The sequence below is a fragment of the Marinomonas sp. NPDC078689 genome, from assembly GCF_044542435.1.
Lineage (GTDB): Bacteria > Pseudomonadota > Gammaproteobacteria > Pseudomonadales > Marinomonadaceae > Marinomonas > Marinomonas arenicola.
The window spans coordinates 66,071-82,651 of the sequence record NZ_JBITUJ010000004.1 but is presented as its reverse complement, the minus strand read 5'-3'; the positions used below and the strand labels follow the sequence as shown (position 1 = coordinate 82,651).

Sequence of the window (16,581 nt, the reverse complement as noted above, 5' to 3'; positions counted from 1 at the left end):
AATAATATAGGGTGACGATAGCATAATTCGTCATGAATTAGACAGTGGAGTAGGGTGTTGTTGCACATTGCACAATAACAGTGCAAGTCGCTCTATTTTGGTGAGAGTCCATTGTGTTCGCGCTCTTTTATGCTAATATGGATCTCGTTCCTTTTGTGATATTTGTTCTGATGAATAACAAAACGTATGTTTTGTCTATTCTCGGTTCCTTGGTGACGAAAAGTCATTTTTAGCCCAGTTTATCTGGGCTTTTTTTATGCCTATCAGTTGACGACAAGTAATCCATCCCTATAATAGCGCACCATACAAATGACAATGAATGCTCTATTTATCAATGAAATAGAGATTTTGGCTTTATGTGGAATGTCGTTTTATTCTGTATAGCTTTATGTTTTTTGTAAGCGTATAATATCGCGGAAATTGCAGTGGGCCAGTAGCTCAGTTGGATAGAGCACCCGCCTTCTAAGCGGGTGGTCGCGGGTTCGAATCCTGCCTGGCCTACCATTTCGCAATGATCTGCCCTTATTCTTAGTCGTGCTCTTTAACAGAGTTTCTCATCAAGAGAATTCCCCTTTTCGTGTGTTTGTCTATATAGCTCGATTAATTGAGTGTTTTCCTTTCTTCTTTAACGCTTTTGTCTGTTGCCAAATCAGTCTGTGTGTTTTTTTATGGGTTGCCCGTGGTTCTCGAATTCAATGAGTGCGGCAAGTCTGTTCATTCGGCGTTTTGATAAAGGGTTTGACTCCTTAGTTATCCTTCATTAACATACCGCCACAATTTTCAGTGAAGTATACGTTGAAAGTACTGTAAACAGTGAGTTCAGTCATTTGGAGCTGGCGACTGTGAGAGCGTGATCATTACGCTTAAATTGTAGGGTGTTTTGGGTTTATGTTTGCTGCGTTTTGCAGGCGATTCAAAGTGTTCTGTGTACAGGCTTTTAATGCATTATTTTGCACGTTTAAACTAGGTTTTGTTGGTCACTATTGGGTTGCGCTTCGCGCAACAACGCCGGCAAATAAAGCAAGTTCCCGAGAGGAAGTTTTATGCAAGTTTCTGTAGAGACAACGTCTCCAATCGAGCGCGTTCTTACCATCAGTGTTCCAGCTGCTCGTATCGAAGAAAAAGTAAGTGCCGAAGTGGCAAAAACAGCGAAAACAGTTCGCATTGACGGTTTTCGTAAAGGTAAAGTGCCAGTAAGTGTTGTTAAAAAACGCTACGGCCAAGGCATTCGTATGGAAGCGGTTGAGCAAATCATGCGTGACGCTTACATGGAAGCACTTCAAAAAGAAGAATTGCAACCTGCTGGTATGCCTGCAATTGAGCCTAAAAACTTCGCTGAAGGTGAAGATTTAGAGTTTGTTGCTAAAGTAGAGGTTTACCCTGAAATCACATTGGCTGATGCCTCTGCTATCACTGTAAATCGTGTTAGCTCTGACGTAACAGACGCTGATGTTGATACCATGCTTGAAACATTGCGTAAGCAAAATGCTGATTGGGCCGCTGTTGAGCGTGAAGCTGCAGACGGCGACCAAGTAACCATCGATTTTGTTGGTTACCTAGGTGACGAAGCATTTGAAGGTGGCGCTGCAGAAGGTCACAAACTAGTACTTGGCTCTAACACAATGATTCCTGGCTTTGAAACAGGCATCTTGGGCGCTAAAGCGTCTGAAGAGCGTACTATCTCTGTTACTTTCCCAGAAGATTACCAAGCAGAGAATTTGAAAGGCAAAGAAGCAACGTTCAAAATTACCGTTGCAGAAGTTGCTGAACAAATCGTTCCTGAATTGAACGACGCTTTTGTTGAAAAATTCGGTCTAGAAGAAGCGACTGTTGAAGCGCTTCGTGCTGAAGTTCGCAAAAACATGGATCGCGAGTTAAACCAAGCGGTTAAAGCAAAATTGAAAAACGCATTGTTTGATGGTTTATTGTCTATCAACGGTGACGTGCAAGTGCCTTCTGCTTTGGTTGATCAAGAAGTTGATGCATTGCGTAAGCAAGCGGCTCAGCAGTTTGGCGGTCAAGGTTTTGACGCTTCCCAATTGCCTGCAGAATTGTTCCAAGACGAAGCGACAAAACGCGCTAAACTTGGTTTGCTAATTTCTGAAGTTATCAAGCAAAACGATCTTAAAGTGGATGATGATCGTGTTCGTGCCTTCCTAGAAGACATGGCTCAATCTTACCAAGAGCCACAACAAGTTATCGATTACTACTTGAAGAACAAAGAGCAGCTATCACAAGTTCAATCTGCTGTACTTGAAGAGCAAGTTGTTGATAAACTGTTAGAAACAGCTCAAATTACTGATGTAACTTTGGGTTATGAAGACGCTATCAAGCCAGAAGCCCAAGCTGAAAAAGAAGGGCAAGAAGCATAAGATTCTTCTTATCTTTTTAAATAAGGCCGACATAGCATTAGTTATGTCGGCTTTTTTGTTTTAAGGAATGTGATATGAATTTGACTAATCCAACGACAGGCCCGGTTGCCATCACAAGTAACGGTCTGGTTCCAATGGTAATTGAACAGACAGCTCGTGGAGAAAGATCGTTTGATATTTATTCGCGATTATTAAAAGAGCGCGTTATCTTTTTAGTTGGCCAAGTAGAAGATCACATGGCGAACCTTGTTGTGGCTCAGTTGTTGTTTTTGGAATCTGAAAACCCAGATAAAGACATTCACCTATACATCAATTCACCAGGTGGATCGGTCACAGCGGGCATGTCAATTTATGATACTATGCAGTTCATCAAACCAGATGTGAGCACCATGTGTATTGGTCAAGCAGCAAGTATGGGTGCGCTTCTTCTTACTGCGGGTGCTGAAGGTAAGCGTTATTGCTTGCCAAATTCACGTGTGATGATTCACCAACCTCTTGGTGGGTATCAGGGGCAAGCGTCTGATATTGAAATTCATACTCGTGAAATTTTGAGCATTAAGCATAAATTGAATGAGATCATTTCGTTTCATACCGGTAAGCCAATTGAGCAAGTTGCCATCGATACAGATCGAGACAACTTTATGAATCCTGAAACGGCGAAAGAGTACGGTCTGATTGATGAAATTTTACAAAAACGTACGGTTTAAAAGGGTGGAATAAATGTCGGATGATAAGTTTAGCCGTGGCGACCACTCTGATCGGCTATTATATTGTTCTTTCTGCGGAAAGAGCCAAGACGAAGTTAAGAAGCTGATTGCAGGGCCTTCGGTCTATATTTGTAATGAATGTGTTGATCTATGCAACAACATTATTACTCAAGAGTTATTGCAAGGCGATACGCCAGGTGAGGCCAGTGATGAGCTGCCAACACCGGCTAAATTAAGTGCGTCTTTGGATGAATATGTTATTGGTCAGGATCGTGCGAAGCGCGTCTTGGCGGTAGCGGTTTATAACCATTACAAGCGTTTGCGTCACCAAGGTAAGACCGACAATAATATTGAATTAGGTAAGAGTAACATTCTCCTGATTGGTCCTACTGGTAGTGGTAAAACCTTGTTAGCTCAAACGCTTGCTCGCGTGTTGGATGTGCCGTTTACGATTGCGGATGCCACTACGCTAACAGAAGCAGGTTATGTGGGTGAAGATGTTGAAAACATTATCCAGAAATTGCTTCAAAGCTGTGATTACGATGTAGAGAAAGCGCAGCGCGGTATCGTCTATATTGATGAGATTGATAAAATCTCACGCAAGTCTGATAACCCATCGATTACACGTGATGTGTCTGGTGAAGGTGTTCAGCAGGCGCTATTGAAGTTGATTGAAGGAACTGTTGCGTCTGTGCCTCCACAAGGTGGGCGTAAGCATCCTCAGCAAGAGTTTTTGCAAGTAGATACTTCAAATATTCTGTTTATCTGTGGCGGTGCATTTGCTGGCCTAGAGCGCGTTATTAGTGAGCGTACAGAAAAAAGTAGTATTGGTTTCTCAGCCAAAGTGAAAAGCAAAGAAGAGGGTCGATCTTTCTCTGAAGCGGTTCACCAAGTTGAGACAGAAGACCTTGTTAAATTCGGTTTGATCCCTGAGTTTGTCGGTCGTTTGCCAGTGGTTGCTACCTTGTCAGAGCTTGATGAAGAAGCATTGGTTACCATTCTTAGCCAGCCTAAGAATGCGCTGACTAAGCAGTATCAGCATCTGTTTGAGCTAGAAGGTGTGGAACTTGAATTTACACCAGAAGCGCTAAAAGAAGCGGCTGCATTGGCATTGGAGCGAAAAACCGGTGCTCGTGGTTTGCGTAGTATTTTGGAATCCGCTTTGTTGGATTGCATGTACGACCTTCCTGCACGCAGTGATGTGTCAAAAGTAGTGATGGACGCCGCCTCTATGAAAGGTGAATCTGCACCTTTGATGGTGTTGGAAAAAGAAGAATTAGCGAAAAACGGCTAATTTCTGTCTGACTTACTGCGAAAGCCGAGTTTGAATATTCTATTCGAACTCGGCTTTTTTTTTAGTGTTAGATTCAAAAACTGCATGTACACTGAATTCAACGTGCTGATACGGTTGTTTTTTTTATTATTGTCCTTATCTCTTTCCTAATCAAAGAATGAAATGAAAGTGCGCGGTATATTGCGCCCAGATTGGATATAAATATGTCAAAATTTTCAATGATGCCCATGCTGCCATTGCGCGATGTGGTTGTTTACCCTCATATGGTGTTGCCATTGTTTGTTGGCCGCGCAAAGTCTATCGCTGCACTTGAAGCGGCAATGGAAAATGATAAATATGTGTTTTTGGTTGCCCAACAAGATGCTTCTAAAGACGATCCGCAGCTTGAGGATCTTTATTCTATTGGTACCACTGCCAAAGTAATGCAGTTATTACGACTTCCTGATGGCACCGTTAAAGTGCTTGTTGAAGGCGGCTCACGTGCGCGCCTTGATGCTATTGAGGAAGGTGAAGAGTATGTTTCTGGTCGCATTATGGCGCTTGAAGCAGAAGAAGAAAATGAATCCGAGTACAGTGCTATTCGCGGTGCTTTGCTAAAACAGCTAGACGAATATGTCGCGGGAAGTAAGCGTATCCCTGCTGAAGTGGTCACATCAGTAAAATCGATTGATGACCTTTCTAAGTTGATTGATAGCATTACAGGTCACATGAGCCTTAAGCTTGAAGACAAACAGCAAGTCTTAGAGATCAAGTCGTTAACCGCCCGTGGTGAATACTTAATTTCTTTGATGGATGGCGAGTTAGACATTGCTCATCTTGAAAAGAATATTCGCAGTCGTGTTAAGAAGCAGATGGAGAAAAGCCAGCGCGAGTATTATCTGAATGAGCAAATGAAGGCGATTCAGAAAGAACTTGGCGACATGGAAGACGGTGGCAGTGAGCTTGATATTCTGCAAGAAAAAGTCGAAGAAGCGGGCATGTCTCCAGAAGCGACTGAAAAAGCCGAAGCGGAATTGAAAAAGTTACGCATGATGTCGCCAATGTCTGCAGAAGCGACGGTGGTGCGTGGCTATATTGACTGGTTGATTTCCCTACCATGGAAAAAACGCAGCAAGGTACGTAACGATCTGGCGTATGCGGAAAAAATTCTGAACCAAGACCATTACGGCTTGCAGGATGTAAAAGAACGCATCCTTGAGTTTTTGGCGGTGCAGCAGCGTGTGAAAAAGGTCAAAGGACCGGTTTTGTGTTTGGTTGGGCCGCCTGGGGTAGGTAAGACCTCCTTGGGTCAGTCCATTGCCAAAGCGGTCAATCGTAAATACGTTCGCATGGCGTTAGGCGGGGTTCGCGATGAAGCGGAAATTCGCGGTCATCGTCGTACTTACATTGGTTCTATGCCGGGTAAATTGTTGCAAAAACTGGCTAAAATCAAAGTTAAAAACCCTCTTTTCTTGTTGGATGAAATCGACAAGATGGGGATGGATCAGCGCGGTGACCCAGCGTCAGCCTTGCTTGAAGTCTTGGATCCAGAGCAAAACCATACCTTTAGCGATCATTATTTAGAAGTGGACTATGATCTGTCTGACGTGATGTTTATCTGTACTTCTAACAGCATGAACATTCCGGGCCCTCTGTTGGATCGTATGGAAGTCATTCGTATTCCAGGTTATACCGAAGACGAAAAATTGAACATTGCCAAGCGCTACTTATTGCCTAAGCAAATTAAGTTGGCGGGCTTGAAAGAGAAAGAAATCCAAGTCTCTGACGAGGCGTTAATGGATGTGATTCGTTATTACACCAAAGAAGCCGGTGTACGTGGCCTAGAGCGTGAGCTGAGCAAGATTTGCCGTCGTGTGATCAAACAGCAAACCTTGAGTAAAAAAGCCGATGCAGTGGCTGTGACGTCTGAGAATCTGGAAGATTTTTCTGGTGTTCGTAAGTTCAGTTACGGCAAAGCAGAAGAGAAAAACCAAATCGGGCAGGTGACAGGTTTAGCTTGGACCTCGGTTGGTGGTGAATTATTGACGATTGAAGCCGCTGGCGTGGCCGGTAAGGGTCGTCATGTGAAAACGGGCTCGTTAGGGGATGTGATGCAAGAATCCATTCAGGCGGCTTTGACAGTGGTGAGAAGTCGAGCGGTAGGTTTGGGTATCGATGCTGATTTCCATGAAAAAACAGACCTGCATTTGCACGTGCCGGAAGGGGCGACACCAAAAGATGGCCCGAGTGCGGGTATCGCCATGTGTACTGCCATTGTTTCTGTGTTGGCAAAGATCCCTGTTAAAGCGTCTGTGGCGATGACAGGTGAGATTACCTTGCGTGGAGAGGTGTTGCCTATTGGTGGTCTTAAAGAGAAGCTCTTAGCGGCTCATAGAGGGGGAATTAAAACGGTCATTATTCCTCAAGAGAATGCGCGTGACTTGAAAGAGATTCCAGATAATATTAAGGCCGATATGAAAGTTATTCCGGTAAAATGGATTGATGAAGTCCTAGATATTGCTTTAGAGTACATTCCTTCACCAAAAAAGGAAGAAACCTTGGCTTCAAAGGAAAAAACTGTTGATGAACAAGAAACTGTGAGTCATCATTAGGCTAAACCCCGTGTTGACAAGGGGTAGGGAGGGCTTGTATAACTTTGGCTCGACCTTGTCGGTAGGCTTTTATACAGCGCCGAAAATAATTCTAAAGGAACCACGATAATACTGAAGGGGTAAAGCGTGAATAAATCTGAACTGATTGATGCTATCGCAGCATCTGCAGACCTATCTAAAGCTTCTGCAAGCAATGCACTTGATGCGACTCTAAAAGCAATTGAAGAGGCTTTGTCAAAAGGTGATCAAGTAACATTGGTAGGTTTTGGTACTTTTGCGGTTAAAGAGCGTGCGGCACGTACTGGCCGTAATCCTCAAACTGGCGCGGAAATTCAAATTAAAGCGGCTAAGGTTCCTGGCTTCAAGGCCGGTAAAGGTCTTAAAGACGCCGTAAACTAATGAATCAGGAGCAGTAGTTCAGTTGGTTAGAATACCTGCCTGTCACGCAGGGGGTCGCGGGTTCGAGTCCCGTCTGTTCCGCCATTAGACACAAAAAGGTGTATTCCAAGCGGAATGCACCTTTTTTATTTACGAAATATCATTCATTCATTCGGAGGCATAATGCTCCAAGATATAAGAGATAAGTCGCAAGGCATTGTGGTAAAGATCATCGTAGGCTTTATTGTCGTGACTTTTGCTCTATTTGGCGTCGATGCCTTAGTTCAAAGTTTTAATTCAAACGATAAAGTGGCGGAAGTAGATGGTACGGACATTACTCGTACACAAATGCTTCAAGGTGCTGAAACTCAGCGTCGCCAGCTAATTTCTATGATGGGTGGCAACGTAAACCCTGCATTGTTACAAGAGAATGTCCTGCAGAGCCGTGCTATCAATGAACTTATTCAGCGTGCACTGCTAAGCAATCAAGCGACAGCGCTTGATCTGGGTGTGTCTGATGAGCAAGTGAATGCCTACCTGTTGCAAGCTGGGCAATTCCAAACGGATGGTAAATTCGACCAAACCAAATATTTAAGCTTTATTAATTCTTTAGGCTATACGCCATTAGCGTTTAAAAATCGAATTAAAGAAGATATCTTGATTCAGCAGACACGAAATGCGATTGCTGGGTCTGAGTTTGTTCTACCTTATCAGGTAAACAGTATTGCTCAATTGCAGACACAAGAGCGTTCTTACGATTACGTTGAGTTTTCTTTAGCGGATGAAGCTGAGAATACAAACATCTCTGATGCAGAGTTAAAAGCCTACTATGATGCTCATCAGAGCGATTTCAAAACGCCAGAAGAAGTAAAAGTAGATTACGTTGTGATTAAATCATCTGATTTTAATAACAAGGTAAAAGTGACGGACGCTGAGCTGCAGGACGCTTACAAGGCATTCACAGCGGGTGCAGCGAAAGAAGAGCGTGATGCGTCACATATCCTGATTGACACATCAAGTCGCACTGAAGCTGAAGCAAAAGCGCGTTTGGCGGAAGTCAAAGCCAAGTTGGCCGCGGGTGCAAAATTTGCGGATCTTGCAAAACAGTACTCGGATGACATTGGTTCTAAAAACTCAGGTGGTGAGTTGGGCTATATTGCCAAGGGGTCCATGTTAAAACCGTTTGAAGACACCTTGTTTAGTATGAAGAAAGGCGATGTGGCGTCAGTGGAAACAAAATTTGGATTCCATTTGATCAAACTAAATGCCATTTCTGAGGCTAAAGTACCAAGTTTTGCAGACAAAAAAGCCGAGTTAGAAAAATCGCTTATCGCAAGCAAAACCCGTGATGCCTTGTTAGGGGCTCATGAAGACATTACGGATCTGGCTTACGCCAGTGATCAGTTAGACGCGTTAGCGAAAGAGTATGGCGTTAAGGTACAGACCAGTGATTACTTTAGCCGTCAAGGTGGCTCAGATGCATTAACAAGCAACCCTGCTGTGATCAATGCTGCTTTTGGCGATACGGTTCTTAAAGATGATCAAAACAGTGATCTTATTGAAGTGAATGACGATGAAGTCGTTGTTATTCATCTGAAAGATCATAAAGAAGAAGCTGTGCAGTCGTTTGCTGATGCGAAAGCAGCAGTGACCTCTAAAGTGGTTCAAGAAAAAGCCGTGGCTTCGCTTAAAGCGAAAGCAGAGGCGGCAAAAACAGCGTCTAGCACTAAATGGAAGAGCGTTGTTTCGGCTAAGCGTGGACAAGATGAAGTGACGTCTTTGGTGTTCACTATGCCGCATCCAAAAGACAAGCCAGTGGTTGAGGTGAAAACCTTAACGAATGGTGATCTTACCTTGATTCGTTTGAACAAGGTGGCAGCGGGCTCTGAAGAAGCGACAGACAGCCAAAAACAGGCGTATGAAAGCTACCTGAATCAAACAGAAGCGACCATGAGTACGCAAGCGCAACAGAAATTGTTAGAAGACAATGCGGATATTGAGCGTACAGCGCTGTAATATTCTCGTCTTTTTAGACTAAAAGGGCCGCTCATTGAGCGGCCCTTTTTTTGCGCGAATAATACGCAGTCGGTTTAATGGCGTGGTTAGGTCGCTGTTTTAGCCGCAGTGAGTGCTGTGGCAGGCCAGTGCCCTTGAAAGTCAGTGCTCTCGAAGGTCAGTGCTCGTAAAGATGAGGGCTCATAACAGTGGAAGGAAACAAAATGGCCAAGGAAAAGGAGGAGGAAAGGCAAACCAGCGACCGTGTGTGGTGTCGCTGGGGTGTTGGAAAGGGAGAGGCTAGTCAGCGAGAGAGGCGAGCCAGCTGGTCGGAGGAATAAAAAATGCGTTGCCTGTGTGTGCCGTGGTGAACTTCATTAAGTGGTCGGTATGACCTTCTTCGTCGCCCTTGATCATGCTTTCTAGCATTAGGTTAAATACGCTTGGCGTTTTGCTGTAGCTGGCGAACATCAAGCCTTTTTCCGTTAGTGACGCAAAGGGCATGCTATGACGCAATATTTCTAACGATTGACCATTAGCGTCTTTTAACGAGGTTCGTTTGGTGTGAGCATGAGGCGATTTTTGTGCAGACGGGTATTCTTCGTTGGCGTATTTAGTACGGCCATAAACGTCTTCTTGGCTCTTTAGGTCTTGGTGTTCCCATTTTTCTAAATCGTGGACGAAACGCATCAAGTTTAGGTAGGAGCCGTGCTCAAAATCAGGGTCTTCTTTGCCGACTAAGGCAACCTGCTGGCGTTGTTCGCCTTCTGGGTTTTCCGTGCCGTCGACAAAACCGGTTAGATCTCGGTTATCAAGGTATTTAAAACAGCTGACTTCTTCTACTATCTCAAGGCTTTGGTCGAAGGCTTGGTACAAGGCGTTTGCCAACTGAAAGGTGACATCTCGGCGCATTGATCGAATATGAAAGACCAGTTCGCCTGCGGTTTCATTGACGTCAACAGATTGGTTTTTAAAATGAGGGAATGGGGCTAAGCCACTAGGCTGTTTGGCGTCATCAAAAAGCGGCCAGACAGCGTGGTTTAAACCGATAGAGGCGCACAATGAGGCGTCAGGAAACTGCTGTTCAATGGCCTGAATGATGTCTGTTGAGGCCGCTAGCGCTTGTTTCGCTTGCGCCACACGATCACGTACTAGATTGAAAGTAACAAAAAGCGCATCACTGGATGCTTCTGGGATAATTCCAGTTTGAAATGCGTGCGTCATGGTTACTGTTTTCTCCATAAAATGGGTCTGCGCAAGCCCGTTTAAAAATTTGGATAGAGCGTTTTTAACTGGCTTGCTTGTGATTTTTTAGGTTGACCACTTTTGTATTCCTCAAGCGCTTCTGCCAACGGTGTTCCCTGCCATTGATTGCTTGGTTGGTTGGAATACATCATAAGTTCCGCTTCCATCAATAACTGTGTCAGCTTAACAGAAGAGGCTAGGCGTTTAATATCGTCGACGCTTTTAATTTTTTCGTCGCCCCATCTGTGTCTAGACCATTCTAATAAATGCGATCTTAATTCGGCAAGGTTGTCTTGTCGGCAGCACTGGATCAAGGTGCGAAAAGCGCTGCTTTCATCGTTTGACATTAACGGCGCGAACTCTTGCAGGGTAGGAACGCTGTCTTCACTGTTGGCCGAAGATTTTCTTCTTCTGATAAAAAGCACCAACCAGGCAATGACCATAATCGTAAGCAGGATTGCCAAAGTGAAAATCGTGTATTGGCGCCATGACCATGGTGTCGAGTCATTATTGCTTATTGGGGCGGCGGCTGGCGAGGCGTCTTTTTCGCTTTTCTTCGCTAAAGAAATCGGAGCGTTAGAAGCGTTATCGATAACTTTTTTGCTGCTTTGCGTGGTTTTATGGGCGATGGGTTTGCCCGCTTCTTCGTTGCTCTCAGGGGGCGGTGTTGCCGTCTTCGGAGTGCTCGTTGCAGGTAGCGCGGCAATGGTAATAGGGTTGGTGGTGGCGCTGACGGTTGCGGTTTCTTCTTTGTTTGTGTCCCAGTAGGTGAGCGTGGCGGTCGGCATGGTTAATGGGCCAGATTGCGTAGGAACCACTTCAATTTTAATGGACTGATGGCCAGTAATACCGTCGCTATTTTTTTGGCTAGTGAATTTAATTGGTTGGGGGTAGAGCTTGTAGCCGGCGGTGCTCTCAAACGTCATTTGAGGGATTTGTTCAGGTAAGGCGTTTTTTGCGGTGACCTCTATGTCCCAAATTAAGGTGTCACCCACTTTCGGCGTAGCGCTGGTTTTGCTGAGTTTTGTTGTGATGGTTACCGAGCTGCTGGGTAGCCAGTTATCACTAGGGTAGCTTGGTGGGATGGGCAGCACCTGTAAATCGATAGGGTCGCTCTGTACTTTAATAATGCGATTGCCAGACGCCGTGTTGATCATGGCGCGAACACTTTGAGGGGCGATGCTGATCTGCCCGCTTTTTTGAGGGAATACCAGGTATTGGCGTGTGAGTACTTGGTATCGAGTGCCGTTAATGGTTTGATAAGCCATTTGGTCATCGCTGAGGCGCTCGATGACTAAATCTGGGTTAGAAGGGCTGCTCAAATTGGCATTTTGCAAAGAAACGGACGTGTACAGTTGTTCGCTCAAAATGACTTGCTGTTGAAGATAAGGGCTGTTTTGGGAGATGTGCGTTTTGACCATCACCGGTGGGTTGCCTTTGTTATCTAATAGTTGAGGCGCATTGTGTACGATGAGTTTGAGCGGTTGTGATGCTTGATCGCCAATTTTGATGGCAGGGATTTCGAATGTGCCGACAGATTTCGGCATTAAGGATATCACCCAATAGGTCAGTGCGGTGTTTGAACCCACATTGAAACTAAATTGACTGTTTTGGCTTTGTCCTAAGACATCGAAGTTCTCTTTCAGTGCGCTAAGGTCTGGCCCTTTTCCCGTATTGGTGAAGTCGGCTCTTAGGGTGAGTTGGACCACTTGGTTTTCAGCGACGTTATTCTTGTCTAATGAAGCAACGACGCTCTCTGCATGGGCATAAAAAGGAAGAGATGCGAAGAGTAGGGCTATCATTGCGACTAATGTGTGGCGTATGACTCTGCCTAAGGCAAAGTCGGAATGAAATAGACGCATTGTTACCATGGGTTTTGCCCATCCTCTTGGCTAAATCGATTTTCGTGACGTTTTTCTTGATGTAGATACCAGAGTTTGCGTTGCAATAGCGTGCCTGGATCGTCTTGAATTTGTCTGAGCCATTGGTTAAGAGCCTGTTTCTGCTCGTTGTCTAATTTGGCTTCAGGCGATTTTTTCTGCTCATTTTCAGCCTTGTTTTCGCGCTCTTTATTATCCTCGGACGATGGCTTTTTGTCTTGTTTTTCAGAGGGTTTATTGTCTTTTTTTGGTGTTGATTGCGGATTTTCTTGGTCCGATGGCTGAGCTTTATCTTTATCGGATTGATTTTGGTGCTGATTTTTTTGCTGTTGATTCTTTTGTTTGTCTTTTTGGTGCTGATTTTTCTTATCTTGCTGTTTTTTTCGTTGTTGTTGCTGCTGTTTCTCTAAGTAATCAAGATTGTCTTTTGCTTGCTTGAACGAAGGGTCTAGCTCTAAGGCTCTTTTATAAGCGTCGATGGCTTTTTCTGTTTTACCCGCCAGCGCTAAGGCGTTGCCTAGATTGTAATGATCGGCTGCGCTGTGGCTGTGTGTTGCAAGCGTCTCGGCGGCTTGTTGGTAATCGCCTAAGGCGTATGCCGAAGCGGCTTTCCAGTCAGGGCGTTGAAAGTGCTTGGCGGCGGTTTTCCAGTCACCGTTATCGACCGCTTGCTGGCCTTGTTGATCGGGCGTTTTAAACCAATCGAGAGGGGAGGCGGTCGCCTTGTTGGCAGGCAGGAAAAACACCCCTAACACAAGCGCAAATAACATGCCGCGACGAAATTGGAAGGCCAACCATAATAGGAAAGGGAGAGCGAGCCATTGCCCTTGGTCGATCCAGTGAATGCTTTTGTTGTCGGCTTGTTCGGTGTTGTCATTTGCCTCAGCTTGGCCGGTGATTTTGTCTAGCTCTGCGGGCGATAATCGACCTTGGTAGAAATGACCGTGAATGGTTTGGCTGAGTGCTTTTAAGTCTTCAATAGGGGTGGCAGGAATGACGTGTTTGCCGTTTGCTTTTAAAACCCGGCCGTCGGGAAGTTGAATCTCTCCGCCTTGTTTTGTGCCCACCGCAATGAGATCCACACGGGCTTGGTAATCTTCAAGCAGTTTAGGGATTGCATCTTGGTCTGATGAATCCAAGCTGTCAGTGAGTACGATAAGGTGGACGGGGGCTTTTTTGTCGTTAATAAGAGACAAGGCGGTTTGTATGCCGCTGGTAAGATTGCTGCCATAGACGGGCATAACCAGAGGGTTAAGAGCCAATAAAAAATGGGTGATGGTGTCTTTGTCTTGGCTAAATGGACTGATAGTGTAAGCGTCGCCAGCAAAGGCCACTAGGGCAATGTCACCATCTTTGCTTTGTGTCAGGATATCTCTAACAGTTTGTTTTAGTTGAGTTTCTCTGTCTGGCTTTATGTCAGTTGCGTACATTGACATGGATTGGTCGACAACCAATATGGTTTTGCTGGTTGATTCAAACATGGTGGACGGTGATTGTGTCCAGCTGATGCCAGCAAGGCCAATCCAACACACGCTAAAACACAGCAGCCCAAGCCATTTGTTGGCCACTCCTTGCGTGCCTTTGTGCTCAAGGTGCACGAGTAAATTGGGGTCAATGGCTTTGTTCAGTCCGTGGCTGGATGTGTGTTGGTATTGAATCACAGCAAACACGAGCCAGGTGACGGGAATAAACAGCAGCCAATAAGGGCGCTCAAAGTGGATAACGTCGAAAAGGGTCATGCTTTTCTCCCGATTCGTAAGGTGAACTTACCGCTGGCAAGCAAGGCGAGGCCTAGAAAAATCATCGCGGCTAAGCCAAGCCAGTGAAAATAACTGGTGATAGGGCGTTGCCAAATGGCTTGAGCGGGGGTTGGCTCAAGTGCGTCTAAGGTTTTATAAATGCGGCGTAAGTCGTCTGTGCTTTTTGCTCTGAAGTATTCGCCACCGGTTTTTTGGGCGATGTTTTTCAGCATTTTTTCATCAAGATCATTGGATGGGTTAATGGTTTGAGGTCCGAAGAAGCCTTGAACTTGCATGCTGTCCGCCCCTATGCCTATGGTATGAATGCGCAAATGTTGAGAGGCCGCAAAGCTCGCTGCTTGATCGGGTTTGACTCGGCCAGCGGTGTTGGCGCCATCCGTCATTAGGATCAATACTTTTTTATCAGAAGGTTTGTTCTCGAGGCGCTTAATGCCCAAGCCAATGGCGTCACCAATGGCGGTTTGCTCGCCGGCAAAACCTATTTGCTCTTCTTGCACTAGCTGATTAATGGTTTTGGTGTCGAAGCTTAAAGGGGCTTGTAAGTAAGCTTTAGAGCCAAACACAATAAGCCCGATACGGTCGCCACGGCGATTCTTAATAAAGTCAGATAAGACCGATTTGGCCGCCGTCAAGCGATCCGTAGGGTGCCCGTTTAAGGTCATGTCTTTGATCTGCATACTGCCTGATAAATCTAGGGCAATGAGCAGGTCGCGGCCCGAAGGGGTTACCTGGGTGGGCGCGCCGAGCCAAGTGGGGCGTGCGATCGCAAAGACTAAACAGACCCATGCTAGGCAGAGCAGCACCATGGGCAAACGAATGGATTTTTTAGACGGCAGATTTTCTTGTCTGTTTGCCAGATAGCGAGCATTTGGGAACCATAAAGCATGGCCTTTTGGGGCGACTTTAGGGAGCAAGTAAAAAAGAATAGGAAGAGGCAAAAGACAGAGAAACCAAGGCCAGGTAAGTTCAAGCATGGTGCTTCCTTATCCAGTAACGAGTGGTGCTAAGTATGTGTTCTCGTTGCGCCGCAGACAGTGTGATGTCGCCACGGTATGGGCCGCTAATAAAGTCTTCTGGGAGTGAACTAAAGCGGTGTTTGGCGGCGTTTTTTTGGTCAAGTGTATTAAACAGCTGAGGCGCGGGCAGCGCGGCCAATGTGGACTTGTTTTCACTGACTAGGCAGCGACGGATGAGTTCATGGCATAGGACAACCAGTTCTTTGTCTAATACCTTGTCGTCGGCGTGTTTTAGTGCGGCCAGTGCTTCGCGTCGGTAGGCGCGTTTTTTGTGTCTTATGATCAGCACTAATATCGCGCCAAACAGTATCAGAATAACGGCTGCCACAGCCAGCCATGTCCACCAAACTGGAGGCCACATTGGCACGGCATCCGGTAATAAATACGCCTTATGAGGTAAGGCTGAGAAAGTCGGATTTGCTGCCATTATCGTAACGCCCCTTGGTTTAATAGGTATCGAGCAATGCCTTCAGGGGGTTCGCTGATATCGAAAAGTTGGTGGCGAATGCCAATTTTGGCCAAACGTTGACGCATGGTCGCATTTTGTTCGAAAAAGTCTTTTTTGGCTTGTTCTGAGCTCTTTTTGCTGATTTTCACCGACGTTGTGCCCATCGCGTCAGCAAATTGATACTGCCCAGGTGGCAGTTCGAAAGAGTGATGATCAAATATTTGCACCCAATGGATTTGGTTGTGCTTAGCCAGCTGTTGTAACGCGGTTTGTTGCTTGGCATCCCAGTGCTGTTTGTCGGTCAAAATAATAATGTCTTTATTACGAGCTTTGCTGGTCACTTTGGAGCCATACCAACCCAGATCTGAGGTGGCTTGATGGTTTCTGTTGCTTGTTTTTGAGGCGTTTTTTAATTGGCTGATCATTCCCCAAACAGAACTTTTATTGAGATGCTCCAGACTTTGCCCACCAAAGCTTAAGTTATAAAGCAATTTGTCACCTTGTTGCTCTGAGCGCCATGCAATCAATCCTGCCAGCTGGATAAAGCGTGTGGAGATAAATGCGTAACGGGTGCTGAAGTAAGCGTCTGGGGATAAATCGAGTAATAATATTCGTTGGTGATCATTTTCTTGGGCGTAGAGGCGCGTGTGCGTATGGCCGGTTCGAGCAGTCACTCGCCAGTCTATGTGTCTTAAATCATCGCTCGTTTGATAAGGACGTAATTCCAGCATTTCCATGCCATGACCTTTCTTTTTCGAGCGCTTTTCACCGGACTTAAGGGTGAATCGAGCCGCTGACGAGGCGCGCCCTAAATGCTTTGCGTAATGGGCGAGCAAAGCAAAATCAGAGTCGTTCAGTTCTGGCGACGTTGGCGATAATAATGGGTTCATAGGGG

Annotated in this window: 12 protein-coding genes and 2 tRNA genes; 8 read left to right on the top strand and 6 right to left on the bottom strand. The window is 45.5% G+C overall.

Features of this window, described 5'->3' with window-relative positions; genetic code table 11:
• The first annotated feature begins 427 nt into the window (after positions 1-427).
• The 8 genes from ACIGBN_RS08805 (at position 428) to ACIGBN_RS08770 (ending at position 9,358) form a co-directional block, all read left to right on the top strand.
• Positions 428-504 (top strand) — tRNA-Arg (locus tag ACIGBN_RS08805).
• A gap of 539 nt (positions 505-1,043) precedes the next feature.
• Positions 1,044-2,372 carry a trigger factor gene (gene tig, locus ACIGBN_RS08800; RefSeq protein WP_133001329.1) on the top strand — a complete coding sequence of 443 codons (1,329 nt, stop codon included), beginning with the start codon at positions 1,044-1,046 and terminating at the stop codon, positions 2,370-2,372.
• A gap of 74 nt (positions 2,373-2,446) precedes the next feature.
• Complete coding sequence (gene clpP, locus ACIGBN_RS08795) at positions 2,447-3,079, top strand: ATP-dependent Clp endopeptidase proteolytic subunit ClpP (protein WP_133001328.1); 633 nt, start codon at positions 2,447-2,449, stop codon at positions 3,077-3,079.
• Positions 3,080-3,092: 13 nt separating this feature from the next.
• On the top strand, positions 3,093-4,373 hold the full coding sequence (gene clpX / locus ACIGBN_RS08790) for an ATP-dependent protease ATP-binding subunit ClpX (protein ID WP_133001327.1): 1,281 nt from the start codon (positions 3,093-3,095) through the stop codon (positions 4,371-4,373).
• A 203-nt stretch (positions 4,374-4,576) separates the two neighbouring features.
• Positions 4,577-6,964 (top strand): endopeptidase La, encoded by a 2,388-nt coding sequence (lon, locus tag ACIGBN_RS08785; protein ID WP_133001326.1) that lies wholly within the window; start codon positions 4,577-4,579, stop codon positions 6,962-6,964.
• Positions 6,965-7,090: 126 nt separating this feature from the next.
• Positions 7,091-7,363 (top strand): HU family DNA-binding protein, encoded by a 273-nt coding sequence (locus ACIGBN_RS08780; RefSeq protein WP_133001325.1) that lies wholly within the window; start codon positions 7,091-7,093, stop codon positions 7,361-7,363.
• Positions 7,364-7,370: 7 nt separating this feature from the next.
• Positions 7,371-7,447, top strand: a tRNA-Asp gene (locus tag ACIGBN_RS08775).
• Between the two features lie 78 nt (positions 7,448-7,525).
• Entirely contained in the window at positions 7,526-9,358 is a 1,833-nt protein-coding gene (locus ACIGBN_RS08770) for a SurA N-terminal domain-containing protein (RefSeq protein ID WP_396664904.1), read from the top strand.
• A 279-nt stretch (positions 9,359-9,637) separates the two neighbouring features.
• On the opposite strand, the gene ACIGBN_RS08765 is transcribed toward ACIGBN_RS08770, so the two are convergent.
• From ACIGBN_RS08765 to ACIGBN_RS08740, 6 genes are read right to left on the bottom strand one after another with little or no spacing between them, the layout of a single operon-like run.
• Positions 9,638-10,561, bottom strand: coding sequence for a Dyp-type peroxidase (locus tag ACIGBN_RS08765; protein ID WP_396664902.1), 924 nt, complete (start codon positions 10,559-10,561; stop codon positions 9,638-9,640).
• Between the two features lie 41 nt (positions 10,562-10,602).
• Positions 10,603-12,453 carry a BatD family protein gene (locus ACIGBN_RS08760; protein WP_396664900.1) on the bottom strand — a complete coding sequence of 617 codons (1,851 nt, stop codon included), beginning with the start codon at positions 12,451-12,453 and terminating at the stop codon, positions 10,603-10,605.
• Positions 12,447-14,201, bottom strand: coding sequence for a VWA domain-containing protein (locus ACIGBN_RS08755; protein WP_396664898.1), 1,755 nt, complete (start codon positions 14,199-14,201; stop codon positions 12,447-12,449). Before ACIGBN_RS08755 ends, ACIGBN_RS08760 begins: the two co-directional genes overlap by 7 nt.
• Positions 14,198-15,196 carry a VWA domain-containing protein gene (locus ACIGBN_RS08750; RefSeq protein ID WP_341562949.1) on the bottom strand — a complete coding sequence of 333 codons (999 nt, stop codon included), beginning with the start codon at positions 15,194-15,196 and terminating at the stop codon, positions 14,198-14,200. The genes ACIGBN_RS08755 and ACIGBN_RS08750 overlap by 4 nt, the downstream gene beginning before the upstream one ends.
• Entirely contained in the window at positions 15,189-15,665 is a 477-nt protein-coding gene (locus ACIGBN_RS08745; RefSeq protein ID WP_133001320.1) for a DUF4381 domain-containing protein, read from the bottom strand. Before ACIGBN_RS08745 ends, ACIGBN_RS08750 begins: the two co-directional genes overlap by 8 nt.
• Complete coding sequence (locus ACIGBN_RS08740; RefSeq protein WP_133001319.1) at positions 15,665-16,576, bottom strand: DUF58 domain-containing protein; 912 nt, start codon at positions 16,574-16,576, stop codon at positions 15,665-15,667. The genes ACIGBN_RS08745 and ACIGBN_RS08740 overlap by 1 nt, the downstream gene beginning before the upstream one ends.
• Positions 16,577-16,581 lie beyond the last annotated feature (5 nt).